The organism is Dapis purpurea BLCC-M126 (assembly GCF_050015975.1).
Taxonomy (GTDB): domain Bacteria; phylum Cyanobacteriota; class Cyanobacteriia; order Cyanobacteriales; family Microcoleaceae; genus Trichodesmium.
The window spans coordinates 20,261-38,471 of the sequence record NZ_JBNHER010000342.1; the positions used below are offsets into that span (position 1 = coordinate 20,261).

Consider the following 18,211-nt stretch of genomic DNA (forward strand, 5'->3'; position numbering starts at 1 on the left):
AGAAATTGTCTACAGGAGAATAAGTTAATTCTTTCCTCTATTACTCAACCTCCAACCTAACCTGCTCCAAGACAACTTTATAATCCTCCCTCTCAGGATATAACCCCACTAATTTCTCCAGAGGAGCGATCGCTCCGTGCTTATCCCCTATCTCCAACCTCACTTTAACCAACCCCTCCAAAGCAGTCACATTTTCAGGTTCCCGCTCCAACACACTCTCATATCCCCGCGCTGTTTTCTGCAACTTATCCTCTACGGACACAACTGCTGCCGTCTCTACCTGTGAAGACTCCTGAAAAGCACTTTTAAACATATTCGCTATCCCAAACAAAGCAGTACCACCAAAAGATACACACCCAACTAGGGACATTATCTTTCTCAATGTCTTACTGCGCTGCTGACGAGCTTCCATATATTCTTTCTCTGTTCCTTGCATTGGCTACTTTTCTCCCAATACCTACTTTCTCCAGTCTTCCCAATTTGAGGCAAAAAGCGATCGCTCATCCTACCACTTCCATCTGTTGTCCCAGAAACTTGCATTCAGATATATTTTGACGCAAATATTTACTATTTTAAGTGATTTTGGGTTTTCAATTTTCATATTTTTACTAAAGTATTGTTGATTGTATCTGTGCAAATAATTTTTTTGATGCTATTGTTGAAACCTTTAAATTATTTCATCAGGATTAATACCTAGCGATCGCAACTTTTCTGCCAATTTTTGGGCCTTTAATTCTGCTTCATTGGCCTTCAATTCCGCTTGATTAGTTTGTTATTTTGCTTGTTCTGCTATTTCCCATTCAATAGGTAGTAATACCCCATAAGGGTTAGTCAACTACAACCATACTAAGGAAAGACTTGAGACTTTATTTTTTGCTCATATAGTGATCGCCTCCACTATTATTTTTGTAAACAAAGAAGACAGAAGGAATAAAGATTGAAGAAAAAAAGGAAAAAATAGCTGTTTAAAATAAATTGGATAAAGACTTTTTCAGCATCTCCGTTCAAGCTGATAGCTGATAGCTGACGGCTGAATGCTTAATTGTTATTACTTTCTGTCAATTTACTAATCTCTGAACTGCTACTCTCTTTCAACAAACTTTCAATATTTTTTGCCATCCTAGTTTGCTGCTCTAATTGCTTTGCTGAAGAGAATAGATCGCCTAATCCATTAATAATTTGTTTGAGACTTTCCCTAAATCTTTCATCGCCTGTTAGATCGTCTAAATCTGATGTCATTTTCTGCACATTTTCAAATGTTGCTCTGGCTGAATCTAATGTTTGTTGCAACATAATTATGTTTGTGGGACTGTTTAGATCGCTAGAAATATCTCGTAAATTTGCAGAAGTTTCTACTGCATTTGCTGATAATATTTCTAAATTACCAATAAATTCTCCTCTTTCTACTTCACTAATAATCGGACTTAAACTTTCCATTAGGACTGCTAATTCTTCAGTTGTTTTTTCAATATTATCTAAAGTTGCAACTAGAGTCGAACGATTTGTATTAACAATTGCATTAATCTGCTCTACTGTTAAACTAAATTTATTAGCGACTTCCTCTACAGAATTTGCCGAAGCGATCGCTGCGGAGGAAACTTTTTCTGTAGATTGTTTCATGGTTTGAGTAACAGTAGCTATTTGATTGGAAATATCATTCACTTCTCTCTCTAATGTTTGAGTCAAACTATCTAAGTCTCTCTCTACTGTATTAGTTAAACCACCAATTTCTCCTTCTAATGTTTGAGTCAAACCACCAATTTCTCCTTCTAATGTTTGAGTCAAACCACCCACTTCCCCTTGAATAATTCCTGTTATATTATCGATATCTTCTCTTAAATATTCACTTAAACCACCCATTTCTCTTTTGATAGTTTCTGATAAATCAGAGAGTTGTTTTGCTAACTTAGAAGCTTCAGCAGAGGCATTAGCTGTATTTTCAGCAATTATTTTCACATTATTAAATAACTCTGGGTCACTATAGAGGTCAATTAAACGTATCCCTGCTCTTAATAATTGCTGCATTTCTATTCCTGCCTCTCCCTGTAAACGGTCATTATTACAGATAATTATTTGGGGACAATTAGATGATAAGGCATTAGCAGAAACTTCTGATTCTGGTATTCTACCTCTAGGAATAATATCTATTTGTGCAGTGCCAATAAATGAGGATATATTGCCTTGAATAAAGACATCACGAGGGATAATTAAATCTTCTGGTTTAATTTCTAGGGTAATATCTACTCCATTTAGCGCTGGTTTGATTTCTACTACTTGTCCAACATTAATACCTCTATACCTAACTGATGTACCTAACTCAATACCAGATGCACTTTCAAATTCAACTATGAATTTATAACTACGTTTGCCTAATTCTACTCCTCTGAGCCAAAGTATTAAGGCACCAAATAAACCTATTCCTAATAAAGTTAATAAACCTACTGAACCTTCTCTAGTTGTTCGCGATCGCATAGTTTCCCCAAAAAGCTTTTATGATATTGAAACGTAAAAATTTTACTTTATAATCAATAAATATATGGTCTAATCACTACATTTATTTTCTATTTATCCCAATGTAGCAATCTTGACATTGGAGGGTTGATCAAAATCTCTGTGACAAAAACAACTTCTGACTTATAACTTCTAAGTTCTGACTTCCTTAACCCACAACGTGAATTGGCCCATCTACACTACCCGTAAAAAATTGTTGTACCAGAGGATTATCCACAGTATCAATTTCATCGACACTACCTTCCCACTGAACTTTACCCTGGTAAAGAAATACAATTCTGTCTGCTGTGCGACGAATGGTACTATGTTGATGAGTCACCATAACATAAGTGCTACAGCCACCATCCACATATTGTATGTGACGGACTAGATCCTCAATGACAGTAGAAGCGATGGGGTCTAGACCAGCGGTAGGCTCATCGTATAATAATACATCTGGATCGTCATGGGGATTTTCTGGATTAGTAATAATCGCTCTAGCAAAACTAACCCGTTTACGCATCCCACCAGATAACTCTGCCGGATAGCGATCGCCAATTTTACCCAAACCCACCATTTCTAACTTCTGGTTCACCAACTCCTGAATCTGGGAACGTAATAACTTAGAATGTTGATACAAAAGAAAACCGACATTCTCCTCTACCGTCAACGAGTCAAACAGAGCTGCATTCTGAAACACCATACCAATAGTAATTGGATCTTTCAAGTCATCCATCCATCTAACTCTTTGCTTTCCATGGACATAAACTTCTCCAGCATCAGGAATTAATAAACCAGCAATAATTCTGAGAACTGTAGATTTACCAGTACCCGACGGACCAATAATAGCTAATGCTTCTCCACGATAAATTGTTAAGTCTGCCTCATCTAAGACAACATTTTCTCCAAATGACTTACTAACTCCCTTGAGTTGAATTAAAGGTTCATGGTTCATAAATTAGAGATGGACTTTCTTCGCACTATATTATATAGCACTAGGTAAATACGTTAGGACATCCTTCTATTCCCTATTCCCTGGTAAATATTTTGAGTTTGCTACATTTCATCCCCAAAAAAATTTGGTCCTGAAGCGCCATAATAGTGCCAGAATCCTCTTTATGTAGATAGTATTTTTAGAAAAATTTGTTTTTAATTCAGCTAAGGCTAAAATTCTTATGTCAACTGGTTTACTCAAGAAAACTCTACGCATCTTTCTCAAAAGTAACTTCTCTATTGTAAAACGTCAAAATAGTCCCTCTCGGATAGTTAGCCAATGGTTTAAATGGTTGGCCCCAGGGCTATTTGTCAAACGGTGGTTACTTTTGAGTGCTTCTGGTGTACTACTAAGTAGTTTAGGACTGGCAATATGGACGGGAATGACCCCTATTTTTTACACTCTACAAAAACTTAGGGAATTTTTGGGGTGGGTTACAACAATACTCCCTAACTATATTTCTGGTCCTCTAGTTATCCTTGCTGGCTTACTATTTATCTTTTTAGGCCAAAACCGCAGCTTAAATACCATTACCCAAGTTTTAATGCCAGAGGGAAATGAAAAACTTGTAGATCGGTTACTTACCCATCGACGATTAAATAAAGGTCCTAAAATTTTAGCCATTGGTGGGGGTACTGGTCTTTCCACTTTATTACGAGGTCTCAAGGGTGATAGTGCTAATATTACTGCTGTTGTGACGGTGGCTGATGATGGTGGGTCTTCTGGTAGGTTGCGCCGAGAGATAGGGGTACTGCCACCAGGAGATATTCGGAATTGTTTGGCAGCTTTAGCTAACGAGGAAAAGTTGTTAACCGAGTTGTTTCAATATCGGTTTCGTGCTGGTGATGGGTTAGTGGGTCACAGTTTTGGCAACCTTTTCCTTACAGCAATGAGTGAGGTGACAGGTGATTTAGAAAGAGCTGTTGCAGCTAGTTCAAAGGTTTTAGCTGTACAAGGTCAGGTTTTGCCTGCTACTTTGACTGATGTTAACCTGTGGGCCGAATTGGCAGATGGGCGACGTATTGAGGGTGAGTCTAATATTACTGAAGCAGGGGGTAAAATTGTCAAAATAGGTTGTACTCCTGAAAATCCTCCTGCTTTGCCTAAAGTTTTGCAAGCTATAGAAGAAGCTGAATATATTATTATTGGTCCTGGGAGTTTATATACTAGCGTTATTCCTAATTTATTAGTATCTGAAATTGCTGAGGCAATTGCTTTAAGAAATATTCCTAGTATTTATGTTTGTAATATTATGACTCAGCCTGGGGAAACTACTGGATATAGTGTAGCTGACCATATTCGTGCTATTGATGTTGCTTGTGGTAAACGATTATTTGATACTGTTTTAGTGCAGGGAAAAAGTCCTTCAGCACAAGCATTGATTAAGTATGCTCAAGAAGATTCTCATCCGGTTTTTCTTGACCGAGAAGCAGTTAGAAATTTGGGACGGAAAATTCTTTTAACTAATGTGATGTATGAGGATAAACAAACTGGTTTTGTTCGCCATGATTCTACGATGTTGGCACAGGTTTTATTACAGTGGTATAGTCAGATTTAAAAGAAAGAAGGCTTTAGTTATCTAGGAGAGAAGGAAGAAGGAAAAAAGATTGAATTAAGGGAAGTGTCGGAAGATGAAGAGAAGAATAGTTGGAATTAAATTTTAAGATTGGAGAATGAAAGCTAAATTATTCATTAGAAAAAAACGTATTTTAAATACATTTACTATTGGGAAATATCCATTTAATAGCAAATAGATAATTTCTTTATTTTGTCAAGTTTAATTTGAAGAAAGATTTTGATAAAGCATAGCCTTTAAAGGAGATAAAAAGCGGTCTATAGATGGCGAGGTTTCCCGCTATTGCAGAGCCGCTTCTTTTTCATGTTGTGCAGCAAAACGCTATATCCAATCCACCAAGAAAAAAATTAAATTCAGTATTTCAAGTTTCCTACTTCAGTAGGAGATACTGATAATACTAAATCCGGTTTATAGAGTATCCTTTTGGGGAGGTGGGGAGATGGTTATAGAGGATTTTGAGAAAGGTACTTTTAATAACCGTATTTGGTATAACTGATAAGTGATAACTGAAATAGCCAGTTTAAAAATTAATAATTAAATGAAGAGTCAAGAATTTTTTTTGTCACTAGAAAATGCAGCAGCTACTTACAATCTTGGTAAAAGTTTGGGGGAATTTTTACCTGCTGGTAGTGTAATTTTATTGGAAGGAAATTTAGGTGCTGGTAAGACTACTTTGGTTCAAGGTATTGGTGCTGGTTTGGGAATAACTGAAACAATTGATAGCCCTACATTTACTTTAATTAATGAATATTTTTCTGGCAAAATTCCTCTTTATCATTTTGATTTATATCGTTTAGAAAGTTCTGAGATTGAGGCTTTAAATTTGGAGATTTATTGGGAAGGTTTAGAAGTGCCTTTGGGTATTGTGGCGATTGAATGGGCTGAGAAGCTGGTTTATTATCCTCCAGATTTTTTACGGGTTTGTTTGAGTTTTTCTGAGGCAGGAGATACTGTTGATCAAACGCTCCGTGGACGCCACGCTAAATTGATTTCTATTGGTAAGCTTAATTTTGATTGGGAAAAATTTAGTATTGAAAGTTGATTGAGAAAATTGCATACAAAATTATCAAATTAAACCATGGATAATACAATTTTCCAATCATTTATCCTTTATTGGGGAACTACTTTTATACTTTTTTAGAGGAGATAATTGACACAATTATGTCTTTTTGATTTTGTCAACCCCCTTGTAAAAACTGGTGTTTGGTTTGCCATAATAAAAATGGAACTAGACAAAAAGTCTAATTCCACTAACCATAGAAAAATTGGAGACCAACAAATGTCTAAACAAAAACTTAGCTCTTCCTTAAAAAACTTTCAAATTCAGAAGATCAACAATACTAACCCAGAGAAAAAGCTAGATGAGGATTTTTTAGAGTTGAAGCCAGAGGAAATGGAAGCAATTGTTGGTGGCAACTATTATCAACCAGGTAAGGGTTGGACTAAATGCTATTTGAAGTAATTAACATACTCCTAAAACTAACACTTAAAGTTTTGGTCTAGGATTATTAAGATGGACTTTTAGTTCAACTTAATATTATTACTTGCTTTCTCAATTATATTACAAGACTATTGAGAAATTTACAAATTTTTTCTGTTCACTCCTTGGCACTCTGTTAACTGTTAGCTCTGACCAATTTACTGATAACTATTGGTAGTAGTGGCAGAGATTAGAATAATACTGCCTAGGAGTTTACTACCCCAGTAGAATTTTGCTGGGGGCTTTTTTTAGGTTACCTATTAGATTAATTTTAAATTATACCAATAAAAAAAAAGCATACGGATAATAAGGGCGATTAAAAGACTTTTATAATTAAATAATGCTCTTGTTTTTGCTGGGTATTGGGGGTTTTGTTCGATCTAGTAAATAACTGGTGCAGTGTCTATCAATCAGTGAGTTACATTCTGGAGACTTTCTTCTATATTTACTGTTAATTACTCAATTTCTTTTGTTTAATTTCTAACTCTGGAAACTCTCCTAGTCTTATCCAGGTAACATATTCTTGAGTATCCATCCCTATATAATAGGTTCTATTCCTTCTAAGTCTGTCCAATCTCTACCCGCAAAAATTAATTAGGTAGCTGCAGAAAATGTCAAAGCTTGACCCCGAACTTCAGAATTAAATTCACCACGATTAAACACAACTTCTCCGCCAACAATAGTAACCACAGGCCAACCAGTTAAACTCCATCCTTCAAACGGACTCCACCCACATTTTGTCATTAATTCCTCTTTTAAAACCGGGCGATAATTATCCAGATCGACTAATATTAAATCCGCATCAAAACCAGGAGCGATCGCTCCCTTTTTCGGAATTCCATAACCTTTAGCCACAGCAGTAGACATCCAATTAGAAACTTGAGCAACAGAACATCTTCCCTGGATAGCTTGAGTCAACATTAAAGGTAAAGAAGTTTCCACCCCTGGCATTCCTGAAGGAGTATTCGGATAACCTTTACCTTTTTCTTCCAAAGTATGAGGAGCATGATCCGTCGCAATAAAATCAATTACCCCATCCAATAAAGCTTGCCATAAAATATCATTATCACGAGCAGATTTTAAAGGAGGATTCATCTGAGCTAAAGTACCAATTTTTTCATAAGCACTCGTATTTAATAACAAATGTTGAGGCGTAACTTCAGCAGTCACCCAACTAGGTTTATCCTGACGCAACAATTCAGCTTCATCTCCAGTCGAAGTATGCAAAATATGTAACCTCCGCTCATACTTTTTCGACAATTTCAAAGCCATCTTAGTTGCCAATAAAGCAGTTTCATTATCCTGAATTTGTGAATGAATCGCAGGGTCAGAAATACCAGCAAACTCTTTTTTCCTGGCATCAATTCGAGCTTGATTTTCTGCATGAACAGCAATTAACCTTTTTCCCCTAGCAAAAATAGGCTCTAATTTTTCCTCCGTATCTACTAACAAAGGTCCGTGCATAGAACCCATAAAAATTTTAATTCCAGGAGTAGGATTAGCTGTTAATAAATCAGGTAAATTTTCTGCCGTTGCCCCAATAAAAAAACCGAAATTAACTAAACATTTTTGGGCTGCTCGTTGTAACTTATCATCCAATGCTGCTTGAGTCGTAGTCAAAGGTTTAGTATTAGGCATTTCCAGAAAAGAAGTAACACCACCTTTTACACAAGCTCGACTAGCAGTAAATAAATCTTCCTTATGTTCTAATCCAGGTTCCCGAAAATGTACCTGGGGGTCAATTACTCCTGGTAATAAAGTTAAACCTTCGGCATCTATGATTTTTTCTGGAGCTTCCGAAGATGAAATTTCTGGAGCGACTTGAATAATTTCTCGGCCTTGAGTTTGGACATCACCAACCAAAAATCCCCCATCAGGTAAAAGGATGCGGGCACGACGAATCAATAAAGAAGAGATAGGAGACATGATAAAAATTTGGTTTTAAATTTATATTGTTTTAGGGAGTAGGGAGTATTCAAGAATTTAGAATTTAGAATTTAAATTTAGAATTACCTCTTCTTATAAATTAAAGAGGATTGGCTAACCAGAGTACTTCTGAAAGAGTGGGGAACCTCGAGATATCCAATCGACTGCTTTTTCTCCATGAATGTAGAGGGCCTATACCTTAATTTTTCAGTAATTTGGGAAATATGAAATAAAAAATAACACAAATAACTATACCTCAGTAACTTTAGAAAGGCTATAATATTATTTTTATTTTAATATATTATAGTTTGATAAAATAGATATAATTATGACTATAAACTCAGAAACCTAAAAATGTAGTCTGACAATTGTGAACTTATCTGATTTATGCTCAATAATCTTTTTAATAGTTATGTAAAGTCAAACAAATCCTGAATCAGCAAGGGGTTAAACCCATAAACAAAACCAGTATTTTAAAATTAATTATTTGATAAATATAAATGATGAATAAAGAAGAAAATTCAAATGAAGAAAATCCTTTGATTGAGTCAATCAAAACTATTGGACTTAGCGTGATTTTAGCCATAGGAATTCGTCAATTTGTTGCCGAAGCACGTTATATTCCTTCTGGTTCAATGCTACCAACATTACAAATTAATGACCGTTTGATTATAGATAAATTGGGTTATCAATTCAAAGAGCCGGAAAGAGGGGATATTGTGGTTTTTAATCCAACAAATGAACTTAAAACTCAGTACAAAGATGCTTTTATTAAACGGATAGTTGGATTGCCTGGAGATAGAGTAGAATTGAAGGATGGAAGAGTATATGTGAATAATCAGGTAGTAGAAGAAACTTATGTCGCTTCAGATTTGAATCCAGCAGAACTTGAGGCGAGAAAGGTTAATCACCAACAAACAAGAATAGATGTTTGTCCTCCTGATAAAAGATTTCTTTCTCAACCTGTGACAGTGCCTCAAAATTCTTATTTGGTTATGGGGGATAATCGTAATCATAGTTATGATGGGCGGTGTTGGGGTTTTGTACCTTATGAAAATATTATTGGTCGAGCTATATTTCGCTTTTGGCCTCTTGATAGTCTTGGTACAATAGACGAACTACCACTATACAAATAAAAGTTATTTCAGTTATTAAACATCTCCAGAAAAGAGGTAGTAGGAGATAGGGGGAAAGATTGATAATTTCTGTGGAATAATTTATTTTGTTTTTTATTATTGGAGAGGTTTATTATAGCAATCCTAAATAGGTTGTAAAATTTTATCTCGTTCCGTATCCCGGAAAAATTTGCGAATAATTTCAACATCAGGCTCTACCTCAATCCATAGGCGGGCACCACCTGCTTGACTTCTGTTAGGTTTATGAGGGCGATAGACTATTTTGCAGTTTCCCAGAATTTCTACTTCGTGGCAGCGGTCGTTTCTGTCTCCTTGTTTGATAGAAATAGCTGGAAGAGATGTGCCGTGGTCTCGGTTGTGGTCAATTTCTCTTCGCAGCACATGGATAAAAGTATTGCCTGTACGGAATCCTTTATTCCAAGTTCCTTGAGGACCTCGACGACCTGGTGTAATTTCTGGCATTCCTCGACCATTTAAAGGAATTACCCAAAAGCGTTTAACTTTTTTGGCTCCTTTGAGACGACCTTGCCTCAAAAGTAACCTGAGTCTGGCAGTAGAAATATTTAGAAGAAATGCTGCTTCTGTTGTACCAACTTTATCTGGTTTAGTTTCAGTGTTTGTATCTTTCATAAACTATTTCGGAATATATTTTGGATAAACTAAGTAACTATTTTAATAATTGATAATTAGGGTTTGCTGAAAAAGTCTTTTTAGTGTTTCGGAGTATATTAAGGATCAAAAGTCATATCCTTTAAAATTTCAACTCCAGAACACGACCTTGAATTTCTTTTCCCAACCAAGGTGTATTGATAGAACAAGACTTAAGAGTCTGTCTTTCAACTACCCAAATTTCTTGAGGCGCAAATAGAGTAACTTCTGCTGACTTTTGGGGTCTTATATCTCCAGGACTTAATCCTAAACATTTGCTAGGAGTTGTACTCAATACTCTCCATAAATCTAAAGCAGACAATTCACCTGTTTCGACAAGATTCTGCCATAATAAAGGTAATGCTATTTCTAGCCCTATTGTTCCTGGGGGTGCTTCAGAAAAAGCTACTGTTTTCTCTTCATAAGAATAAGGACTATGGTCAATAGCAATAGCATCTAACACTCCATCCTTAATACCTTGAACTAAAGCCAAGCGATCGCTCTTATTTCCTAGAGGAGGTTCTAAACGTAAATTTGGGTCATAAGGAACAAACTCAGTACCCAAAGGAGACTTACCCTCTATAGCTTGAGTATCCAACAACAAGTGCATCCAAGTTGTACTAGCAGTAATAGGCAAACCCCTACTTTTAGCAGCTCCAATCAACTCCACACTCCGAGCAGTAGAAACTCGCATAATATGAACCGGAGTACCAATAGTATCTACTAACTCTAACACAGCAGCCAAAGCAGAAGTCTCAGCCATCGTCGGAACCCCAGGCAAACCTAAGCGAATAGAATCATACCCCTCTCGCATCACCCCATTACCTGCCAACCCAGAATTATTGCAAAACAAAGCTACAGATTTATTCAGAGGTTTCAAATATTCCAAAACTCGCCGTAACAAACCAAGATTTTCTAAAGACAAACCATCAGCAAAGCCTACAACTCCCGTTGCTGCTAATTCTCCCAACTCAGTCATTTGCTCACCTTTTACACCTTCGGTAATAGCACCCCAATAATAAAGAAGAGGAAAAGCAGACTTATCAGTTACCTGAGTTACCAAATTTTGTAATCTTGCCAAACCAGCAGGATTATCCATAGGAGGAAAAGTATCCGGCAAAATTGCTAATCTAGTAAAACCACCTGCTCTAGAAGTTTCGATTAAAGACTCTATAGTTTCTCGTTCCTCAAACCCTGGTTCCCCACTATGACTATATAAGTCTACTAAACCAGGACCTAAAATTAATCCCCGACAATCTTGAATATCTGTTTTAGTTGGGAACTGAGAAATATTTTCCTCAACCGCTGCTATTTTTCCATCAATTATTAATACATCACCAATTTTGTCTGTGTTGGAAAGTGGGTCTAATATTCGGACTTGTTGAAATAATTTGCTGCTCATGTCAAGAAGGTATGGCTGAAGTCAGAAGTCATTAGGGGCAATTCTCTTGGAATAATCCTCAAACGCGAATCGCCCCTACATTCTTGCTGTAACTATATTTGAGAGTTTGAGACCGACACAGCTAAAATAGAGCAATAAGTTTAGTAGATCTATGCAACATTTTAGGCGTGTCACGGAACTACAACGCCCCTGCCGCCGTTTTGTCGAGAATACCCCCAGACAAATGAGAGGTAATATTCATTACCTCTAATACGGGAAGTCCATCTGGACCTTGAGGATAATCAATTACACTAACTGCTCCATTACCCTGCTTAAAATTCCAGAAATGTTGAGGTTCCAAACCAAATAATTGAGAAAGAATAGCCTTATTAATAGCATCATGGGCAACTACAATACCAGTACCAGAAACCGACCGAATAATCTCTTTCCAACTAACCAGCGCTCTTTCCCAAACCTGCTGTAAATTTTCACCCTCTGGCATTTGTACCGTTTCTGGAAATTCTTTCCACTGTTTCAATAACCCAGGAAAACCGTCTTCAATTTCTGACTCAAACTTTCCTTCCCAGAGACCGTGACTAATTTCCCATAACCCATCATATAACTTTAACTCTACATCTGGGTGATGCTGCAAAATAATCTCTGCCGTTTCTTTGGGGCGTAGCATCGAACTACTCACAGCAAAATCTAGATGTACATCCTTGAGAAAATCCGCAGCTTGGCCAGCTTGTACCCTACCATTATCATTAAGTGGCACATCAATTTGTCCCTGAAACTTACCATCTCGGTTCCAGTCAGTCTCACCGTGACGCACCAGTAACAACCGGGGACCTTTATGTTTATCTCTAGGTTTGGGAAACTTTTCACCAATCTGAGTCGTGAGATTCATTGATTCTAACTGTACAGCTCCTCCTGGCTCATATTCTCCAGAAAAAGATGGATAAGGAGGAGTAAAGTTAAGTATATTAATCCCACAATTAGATTGTTGAATGGAGTGGTAATAAGATGCTTGTATTCCCAAAGCTGTAGAAATGAGGCAGCGATTAATACCATTGTGCGCCACAACTAGAACAGTTTTATGAGGGCTAGTCAAAATCTCAGGCCAAAACTTATGAGCTTGCTCAAACAAAGATAATACAGGAAAATGCTTGGTTTGACCCTCTGCTGTTGAGACCTCCATACAAAGTTCGTGAGGACTATTTTTCCATAAACTATAATCTTCTGGATATTTCTCTATCACCTCTTCACGCAACATTCCTGCCCACGAAGGTAAATCAATTTCTCTTAAGTTTTCTTTGATTTCGACTGGGGGGGGAGACTCCAAATAGGAGTGAATAATTTCAGCAGTTTGCTTTGCTCTTTGTAGGGGACTACTATAAATAGCATCAAACTTTAGACTTTTAAGAGCTTCACCTACCTGACGAGCAGTATTTTGGCCTGTCTCTGTGAGAACTGACTCATCAAGGCGACCTTGAATTCGACGTTCTATATTATAGGTGCTTTGGCCATGACGCACAAGAATAACACGGGTACTCATCGATAATTTAGGTTATAGATTGGTTGGGAACTGTGCAACAGACTGAATTTTACATTGTTTTGGGTCTTATACCTACGAAGTCAAAAGTCAAAAGTCAAAAGTCAAAAGTAATTGTATAGTCGGAAAAGTTTCACGCTACAGTGATTTGAATAGTATTTAGTTAGGGAGATATTATTGACACTCCACGGGATAAATCCGTGTGGATTCTTAAGCGGAACAAATTTGACGGACTAAGGTCACGTCAAGTTTAACCCTTAATGGCATAGCCAAAGATGCCTCTAGTCTGTCCGGGGTAAAACCATTCAGGTTGCTTTTTGCTCCAATATTTCCAGCACCGTTACAGTCAGCATTTATCAATTTTCCTTGCTTAGTTTTGTACAAACCACGCTTAATTCGTTTACCACTAAAACTATATTTTGTTGGGTTATCAGCATTGTAAACAGGTATTTGATCCCTGTCTAAAAAACTAGCTTTAGACGTATAAGACTCTTCCTGCTCTAGATAAGTTAAACCATATCTAATACACATACCTTTTAGTTTTATCCTAAAAATATGGTGTGGTATTTGCACAAAACTTTGATTAGTTTTTGTACCTAAATTGATATTTTTTTTGATCCCTGGATTAACACCAACTACAATAGTAGATATTTTGTTTTCAGTACACCAGTTGATTAAATATCTAGCTGCTTTATTTAAGTAATCTCTAACTTTATTGTTCCGATTTACCGCCATGCTAATTTGTTTTTTGGTTAAACCTTTGATGCCTTGTCTATCCTTTATAGACTGCAATCTAGAATTTTCTTTGTTATACCACTGGTTGATTGATTTAAGCTTTCTACCGTCCAAGATAAACGACGACCCAGTATTTGATACACAAGTTGCTAGATTGTCTAAACCAAGGTCTATAGCTAGTGCATTCTCAGATTTTATTGTTTCTATTGGTTTCTCTTCTGTAATAAATTCTACCTCAAAAAACCTGGCATCAAAGCGAGGAATTATCCTCACTTCCTTCAGGTTTTTACCTGTTAATCTTTCCGGAAAGGGAATTCTTACTGCACCATACTCAACCTTAAATTTTCTAGACATTGGAATATTAAAATACCCATTTTTTACCTTAATTCTAGGTATTATTAGGGGAAAATAACCTTCTTTATGGAGATATCTAGGCAATCGTATTTGTTCAAAACGATAATTACCTTCTTTTATCTTCTGAATTAAGTTGTAAAATGACTTAAAAGACCTATCTACAACTTTTAAAGTTTGCTGTGCAATATCAGTTTGAAGTAGTTGGTAGTTTTCGTTCTCTTTGCAGTAATGGTAATTTGACTCATATCTTAGATATCCGCCTTCAGTAAAATAGAATTGCCTCACAGAGTAAAGTCCCACGTTGTACATATTTTTTGATAATCTGCACAACTGTCGCAAGGCTTTAAACTCTTGGTTAGACAAGTTTCTAATTTTGTTTTTTTGGGCAAGATACATAATCAATTTTCGCTGTATAATAAATATTTTAGCGAAAACATCTAGGAATGTCAACTTAACTACGGGTTAAAACCTGTCGCGTTGTTTCCATCCAGCCGTTAAAACTGGCTGGTTTCCCACTTACTGAATTTTTATGATGACAATTAAAAAGTTAATTTTAAGTATTCTGACTATTGTAGCGATCGCTTTTATTAGTTTTTCTTTAATTAGTAGTGTAACTCAGCCACAAATTCAAAGTCGTCTGGAGTTATATCAGACAAATTTATTGTTGCACGCTGCCGAATGGGAACCTAAAGATTTAGATAGTAAAAATTTTAATCTAGCTAGTGAAGCTTTAATTGGTAATGACTCTTATCAAGCTGGATTAATACAATACAAAAATGCTCGTGATTCAGCTCAAAAGCAACTGGAAAAACAAGAAAATAAATTACAAATTTTATCTTTAGAAGAGCAGATATCAGGTCAAAATCAACAGTTAAACGATAATATCAATCAGTTAAAAAACCTAATCAATGAATTTGATATTAATATTGGCATCTTGCAAGTACAAAAAAATCAAATAAATGAAGCTAGGCAAAGTTGGCAAAATTTAACTAAGTCAGAAACAGTAAATCAACCTTTAGGAGAAACAGCAAAAGTTTTAGCAGAAATCTGGGGCACACCAGCCAAAATTTTACCTAATGCAGAATCTTTATTTCAACAAAATTTAGATGGATGGTTTCGCTATCGTGCGTTAGAAAAATTATATAAATTGCAGGAAAGACAAGAAGCTTTTGTTGAACTGCAAAACCAGGAACAAGAAATAGCCAAACAATCAGTATTAAAGTTAGCAATTGTTGCTGGTGTACCGGGAATGGGATTAGTATTTGGAGTAGGATTACTGATATTTTTAGGAGTGCAATGGTTAATCTCTGGAAAAGAATCTTTATTATTAAAAAATGCTGATTTACCTTGGGAAGTAACTTGGGATAGCGAAACAATTTTACAAGTATTTGTAGTGGGTTTTTTCTTAGTCGGGCAAATTATGATTCCTTTGGGATTAGAGATTTTTAAAAGTTTCACAAATGTGCAACCTGCAATTATGGGAGTCAGGGTACAAGCAGGGTATATTCTCGGTACTTATATTTTGTTTTCTCTGGGCGGTTTATTGGTATTGTATTTATCATTAAAGTCATTTTTTCCCTTGCCAGAAGGTTGGTTTAAATTTGATTTAGGTGGTGGTTGGTTTTTCTGGGGTTTAGGTGGTTATTTTGTAGCTTTGCCAATGGTAATTTTAATATCTCTAATTAATCAACAATTATGGCAAGGTCAAGGTGGCAGTAATCCGATTTTACCTATTGCTTTAAACGGGCAAGATGGATTAGCTTTATCTCTATTTTTTGTTACAGCTTCTATTGCTGCACCAGTTTTTGAAGAAATTATGTTTCGTGGATTTTTGTTACCTTCTTTGACAAAATATATGCCTCTTTGGGGAGCAATTGTCGCCAGTGCTTTTTTATTTGCTCTGGCTCATTTGAATATTTCTGAAGTATTACCTTTAGCAATTTTGGGAATAATTTTAGGAGTAGTTTATACCAGGTCTCGCAATCTTTTGTCTTCTATGTTGTTACATAGTTTATGGAATAGTGGAACATTATTAAGTTTGTATGTTTTGGGAAGTGGGAATTCTTAATATGTAAGCTTTCAGCTATTAGTATTCAGCTTTTAGCGTTGAAACATCCCTATTGTGGTATACCAAAATGAAAAGTGCTCTAATAGCTGATAGCTGAAAGCTGAAATCTGAAGGCTTTTAAAAAATTATGGAACAATGGATTACTAATTTTCAAGGCGAACTAGCTGCGTTAAGTGCAGCATTTTTGTGGGCAGTATCTTCCGCAGGTTATAGCTTACTTGGTCAAAAAATATCTCCCTTAAAATTGAATTTATTCAAAGGTTTAATAGCGATCGCTCTGATTTTTATCACTTTAATTATTAGTGGAAAAATTCAGACAGAACTGAACTTAGTTACGATTAATTTATTTGTAATAAGCGGTGTTATTGGCATTGGTTTAGGAGATACTGCATTTTTTTCTGCCCTTAAAAATATGGGCGCAAGAAGAACTCTCCTGATGGCAACTTTATCTCCTCCAATAACCGCTTTACTAAGTTTAATTTTTTTAGAAGAACAATTAACTTTTGGTGCTTGGTGCGGAATTTTAATTACAGGAATAGGTGTAGCTTGGGTAATATCCGAAAGAACTCCTGGTGCAGCAATTAGTAATATTAATATCAAACAAGGAATAATTTGGGCAACATTAGCAGCAATAGCTAATTCTACTGGTATAATTATTTCCCGTTTTGCTTTAATTTCCTCAAATATTATTCCTTTATGGAGCACTTTATTTAGATTAATTGGAGGCACAATTATTGTTGTATTATTGTTGCTTGTACAGAGGATACAACAGGGAAAATTAGGAGAAATAAATTGGTCAATGAAACTTGTAGGAGGAATTTTTATTGCAACTTTTGGTGGTACTTATGTAGCTATTTGGTTACAACAAACTTCTCTCAAATTTGCTCCCGCAGGTATCGCCCAAACTCTTTTAGCTACCAGTCCAATATTTATCATTCCCATTGCTGCTCAAATAGGAGAAAAAATAACTATTAGGTCAGTTTTTGGAGTATTACTGGCAGTAGTAGGAATTAGTTTGTTATTTACTTTTAAGTAACAAATTTAGAGACTATTTGTTCAAGGAATATTAAACCCTGCCAAGCAGCTTTACCTAAGTGATGATTTGTTTTGGTTGAGATTTCATATAATTTGTCTTCTACCAATTTTATAAACGTTTGCTACAAATGGCATAAATAAGGAAGAAGGAAGAAGCAAGAAGCAAGAAGGAAGAAGGAAGAAGCAAGAAGGGATAAACATTAAAAAAAAAGGAAAAACGATAGATATAACTATCTAAAATTAATTGGAGCAGCTATTTTTCAGCACATCCGATCAAGAGCTACCTTTTCGTAGCATTCTTTTTTAAAAGTGGTATTCCTCAAAAAATATTATGCAGTGATAAGGTGGATTACAAATACCACCTTACCGGAAGGGTATCAATTAAATCGGTGCATTATTAGTATTTTCTATGGCAGCTAAAACTGGATCGTCATCTTGACTATCATTTTCCTCAATAGTTATACCTGTGGTATTATCCTGAGTAATAGTATCAGATGTAGTTAATTCTAAAACTTCAATTTCAGGGATAGAAGCTAATTTATCTCCAGCAAGTAGAAATTCATCTGAATTGTCTAAGGGTGACTCCGACTCACCATTAAGTAGTTCGTCATTTGTTTCTTTCCCTCCACCAGTTAGAATATCAGTTTCTGGAGATTCAGAATCAGAATCAGAAGTAATATCTGCCCCTTGTGCAACAGTTTTATCTGAATCATCAGTTTCTGGAGATTCAGAATCAGAATTAATATCTTCCTCTTCTACAACAGTTTCATCTGACTCAGACTCAGAAGTAATATCCTCCGACTCTGCCACAGTTTCATCAATTTCAGCATCGAGAG

Annotated in this window: 15 protein-coding genes; 6 read left to right on the forward strand and 9 right to left on the reverse strand. The window is 36.0% G+C overall.

The window, feature by feature from the left end; all coding sequences use genetic code 11:
- Window positions 1–40 precede the first annotated feature (40 nt).
- From ACP6PL_RS31085 to ACP6PL_RS31095, 3 genes are all read right to left on the reverse strand, one after another.
- Window positions 41–436 (reverse strand): tetratricopeptide repeat protein, encoded by a 396-nt coding sequence (locus ACP6PL_RS31085; RefSeq protein WP_426549241.1) that lies wholly within the window; start codon window positions 434–436, stop codon window positions 41–43.
- A 602-nt stretch (window positions 437–1,038) separates the two neighbouring features.
- Entirely contained in the window at window positions 1,039–2,472 is a 1,434-nt protein-coding gene (locus ACP6PL_RS31090; RefSeq protein ID WP_426549242.1) for an MlaD family protein, read from the reverse strand.
- Window positions 2,473–2,659: 187 nt separating this feature from the next.
- Window positions 2,660–3,445 carry an ABC transporter ATP-binding protein gene (locus tag ACP6PL_RS31095; RefSeq protein WP_426549243.1) on the reverse strand — a complete coding sequence of 262 codons (786 nt, stop codon included), beginning with the start codon at window positions 3,443–3,445 and terminating at the stop codon, window positions 2,660–2,662.
- Between the two features lie 220 nt (window positions 3,446–3,665).
- Between ACP6PL_RS31095 and ACP6PL_RS31100 the strand changes: the two genes are divergently transcribed.
- From ACP6PL_RS31100 to ACP6PL_RS31110, 3 genes are all read left to right on the forward strand, one after another.
- On the forward strand, window positions 3,666–5,042 hold the full coding sequence (locus ACP6PL_RS31100; protein WP_426549244.1) for a gluconeogenesis factor YvcK family protein: 1,377 nt from the start codon (window positions 3,666–3,668) through the stop codon (window positions 5,040–5,042).
- A 556-nt stretch (window positions 5,043–5,598) separates the two neighbouring features.
- A complete protein-coding gene (gene tsaE / locus ACP6PL_RS31105) occupies window positions 5,599–6,102 on the forward strand; it encodes a tRNA (adenosine(37)-N6)-threonylcarbamoyltransferase complex ATPase subunit type 1 TsaE (RefSeq protein WP_426549245.1) in 504 nt (167 codons plus the stop codon).
- 180 nt (window positions 6,103–6,282) lie between these two features.
- On the forward strand, window positions 6,283–6,522 hold the full coding sequence (locus ACP6PL_RS31110) for a hypothetical protein (RefSeq protein ID WP_426549246.1): 240 nt from the start codon (window positions 6,283–6,285) through the stop codon (window positions 6,520–6,522).
- Window positions 6,523–7,134: 612 nt separating this feature from the next.
- Here the strand turns inward: ACP6PL_RS31110 and ACP6PL_RS31115 are convergent.
- Window positions 7,135–8,466 carry a dihydroorotase gene (locus tag ACP6PL_RS31115; protein ID WP_426549247.1) on the reverse strand — a complete coding sequence of 444 codons (1,332 nt, stop codon included), beginning with the start codon at window positions 8,464–8,466 and terminating at the stop codon, window positions 7,135–7,137.
- Between the two features lie 500 nt (window positions 8,467–8,966).
- Between ACP6PL_RS31115 and lepB the strand changes: the two genes are divergently transcribed.
- Window positions 8,967–9,602, forward strand: a complete 636-nt coding sequence (gene lepB, locus ACP6PL_RS31120; protein WP_426549248.1) for a signal peptidase I — start codon at window positions 8,967–8,969, stop codon at window positions 9,600–9,602.
- 123 nt (window positions 9,603–9,725) lie between these two features.
- On the opposite strand, the gene ACP6PL_RS31125 is transcribed toward lepB, so the two are convergent.
- The 4 genes from ACP6PL_RS31125 to ACP6PL_RS31140 form a co-directional block, all read right to left on the reverse strand.
- Window positions 9,726–10,232 carry a hypothetical protein gene (locus ACP6PL_RS31125; RefSeq protein WP_426549249.1) on the reverse strand — a complete coding sequence of 169 codons (507 nt, stop codon included), beginning with the start codon at window positions 10,230–10,232 and terminating at the stop codon, window positions 9,726–9,728.
- A gap of 121 nt (window positions 10,233–10,353) precedes the next feature.
- Window positions 10,354–11,652, reverse strand: a complete 1,299-nt coding sequence (locus ACP6PL_RS31130) for a dihydroorotase (RefSeq protein ID WP_426549250.1) — start codon at window positions 11,650–11,652, stop codon at window positions 10,354–10,356.
- Between the two features lie 178 nt (window positions 11,653–11,830).
- The gene (locus ACP6PL_RS31135; RefSeq protein WP_426549251.1) at window positions 11,831–13,186 is read right to left on the reverse strand and encodes a histidine phosphatase family protein; all 1,356 of its coding nucleotides are present in this window, start codon (window positions 13,184–13,186) and stop codon (window positions 11,831–11,833) included.
- Between the two features lie 207 nt (window positions 13,187–13,393).
- Window positions 13,394–14,635: an RNA-guided endonuclease InsQ/TnpB family protein gene (locus ACP6PL_RS31140; protein WP_426549252.1), complete on the reverse strand. Its 1,242-nt coding sequence runs from the start codon at window positions 14,633–14,635 to the stop codon at window positions 13,394–13,396.
- A 169-nt stretch (window positions 14,636–14,804) separates the two neighbouring features.
- Between ACP6PL_RS31140 and ACP6PL_RS31145 the strand changes: the two genes are divergently transcribed.
- Window positions 14,805–16,340 carry a CPBP family intramembrane glutamic endopeptidase gene (locus ACP6PL_RS31145; protein WP_426549255.1) on the forward strand — a complete coding sequence of 512 codons (1,536 nt, stop codon included), beginning with the start codon at window positions 14,805–14,807 and terminating at the stop codon, window positions 16,338–16,340.
- A 127-nt stretch (window positions 16,341–16,467) separates the two neighbouring features.
- Complete coding sequence (locus ACP6PL_RS31150; RefSeq protein WP_426549253.1) at window positions 16,468–17,376, forward strand: DMT family transporter; 909 nt, start codon at window positions 16,468–16,470, stop codon at window positions 17,374–17,376.
- Window positions 17,377–17,756: 380 nt separating this feature from the next.
- Here ACP6PL_RS31150 and ACP6PL_RS31155 read toward each other — a convergent pair.
- On the reverse strand, window positions 17,757–18,211 hold a 455-nt coding region (locus ACP6PL_RS31155; protein WP_426549254.1), incomplete at its 5' end, for a hypothetical protein.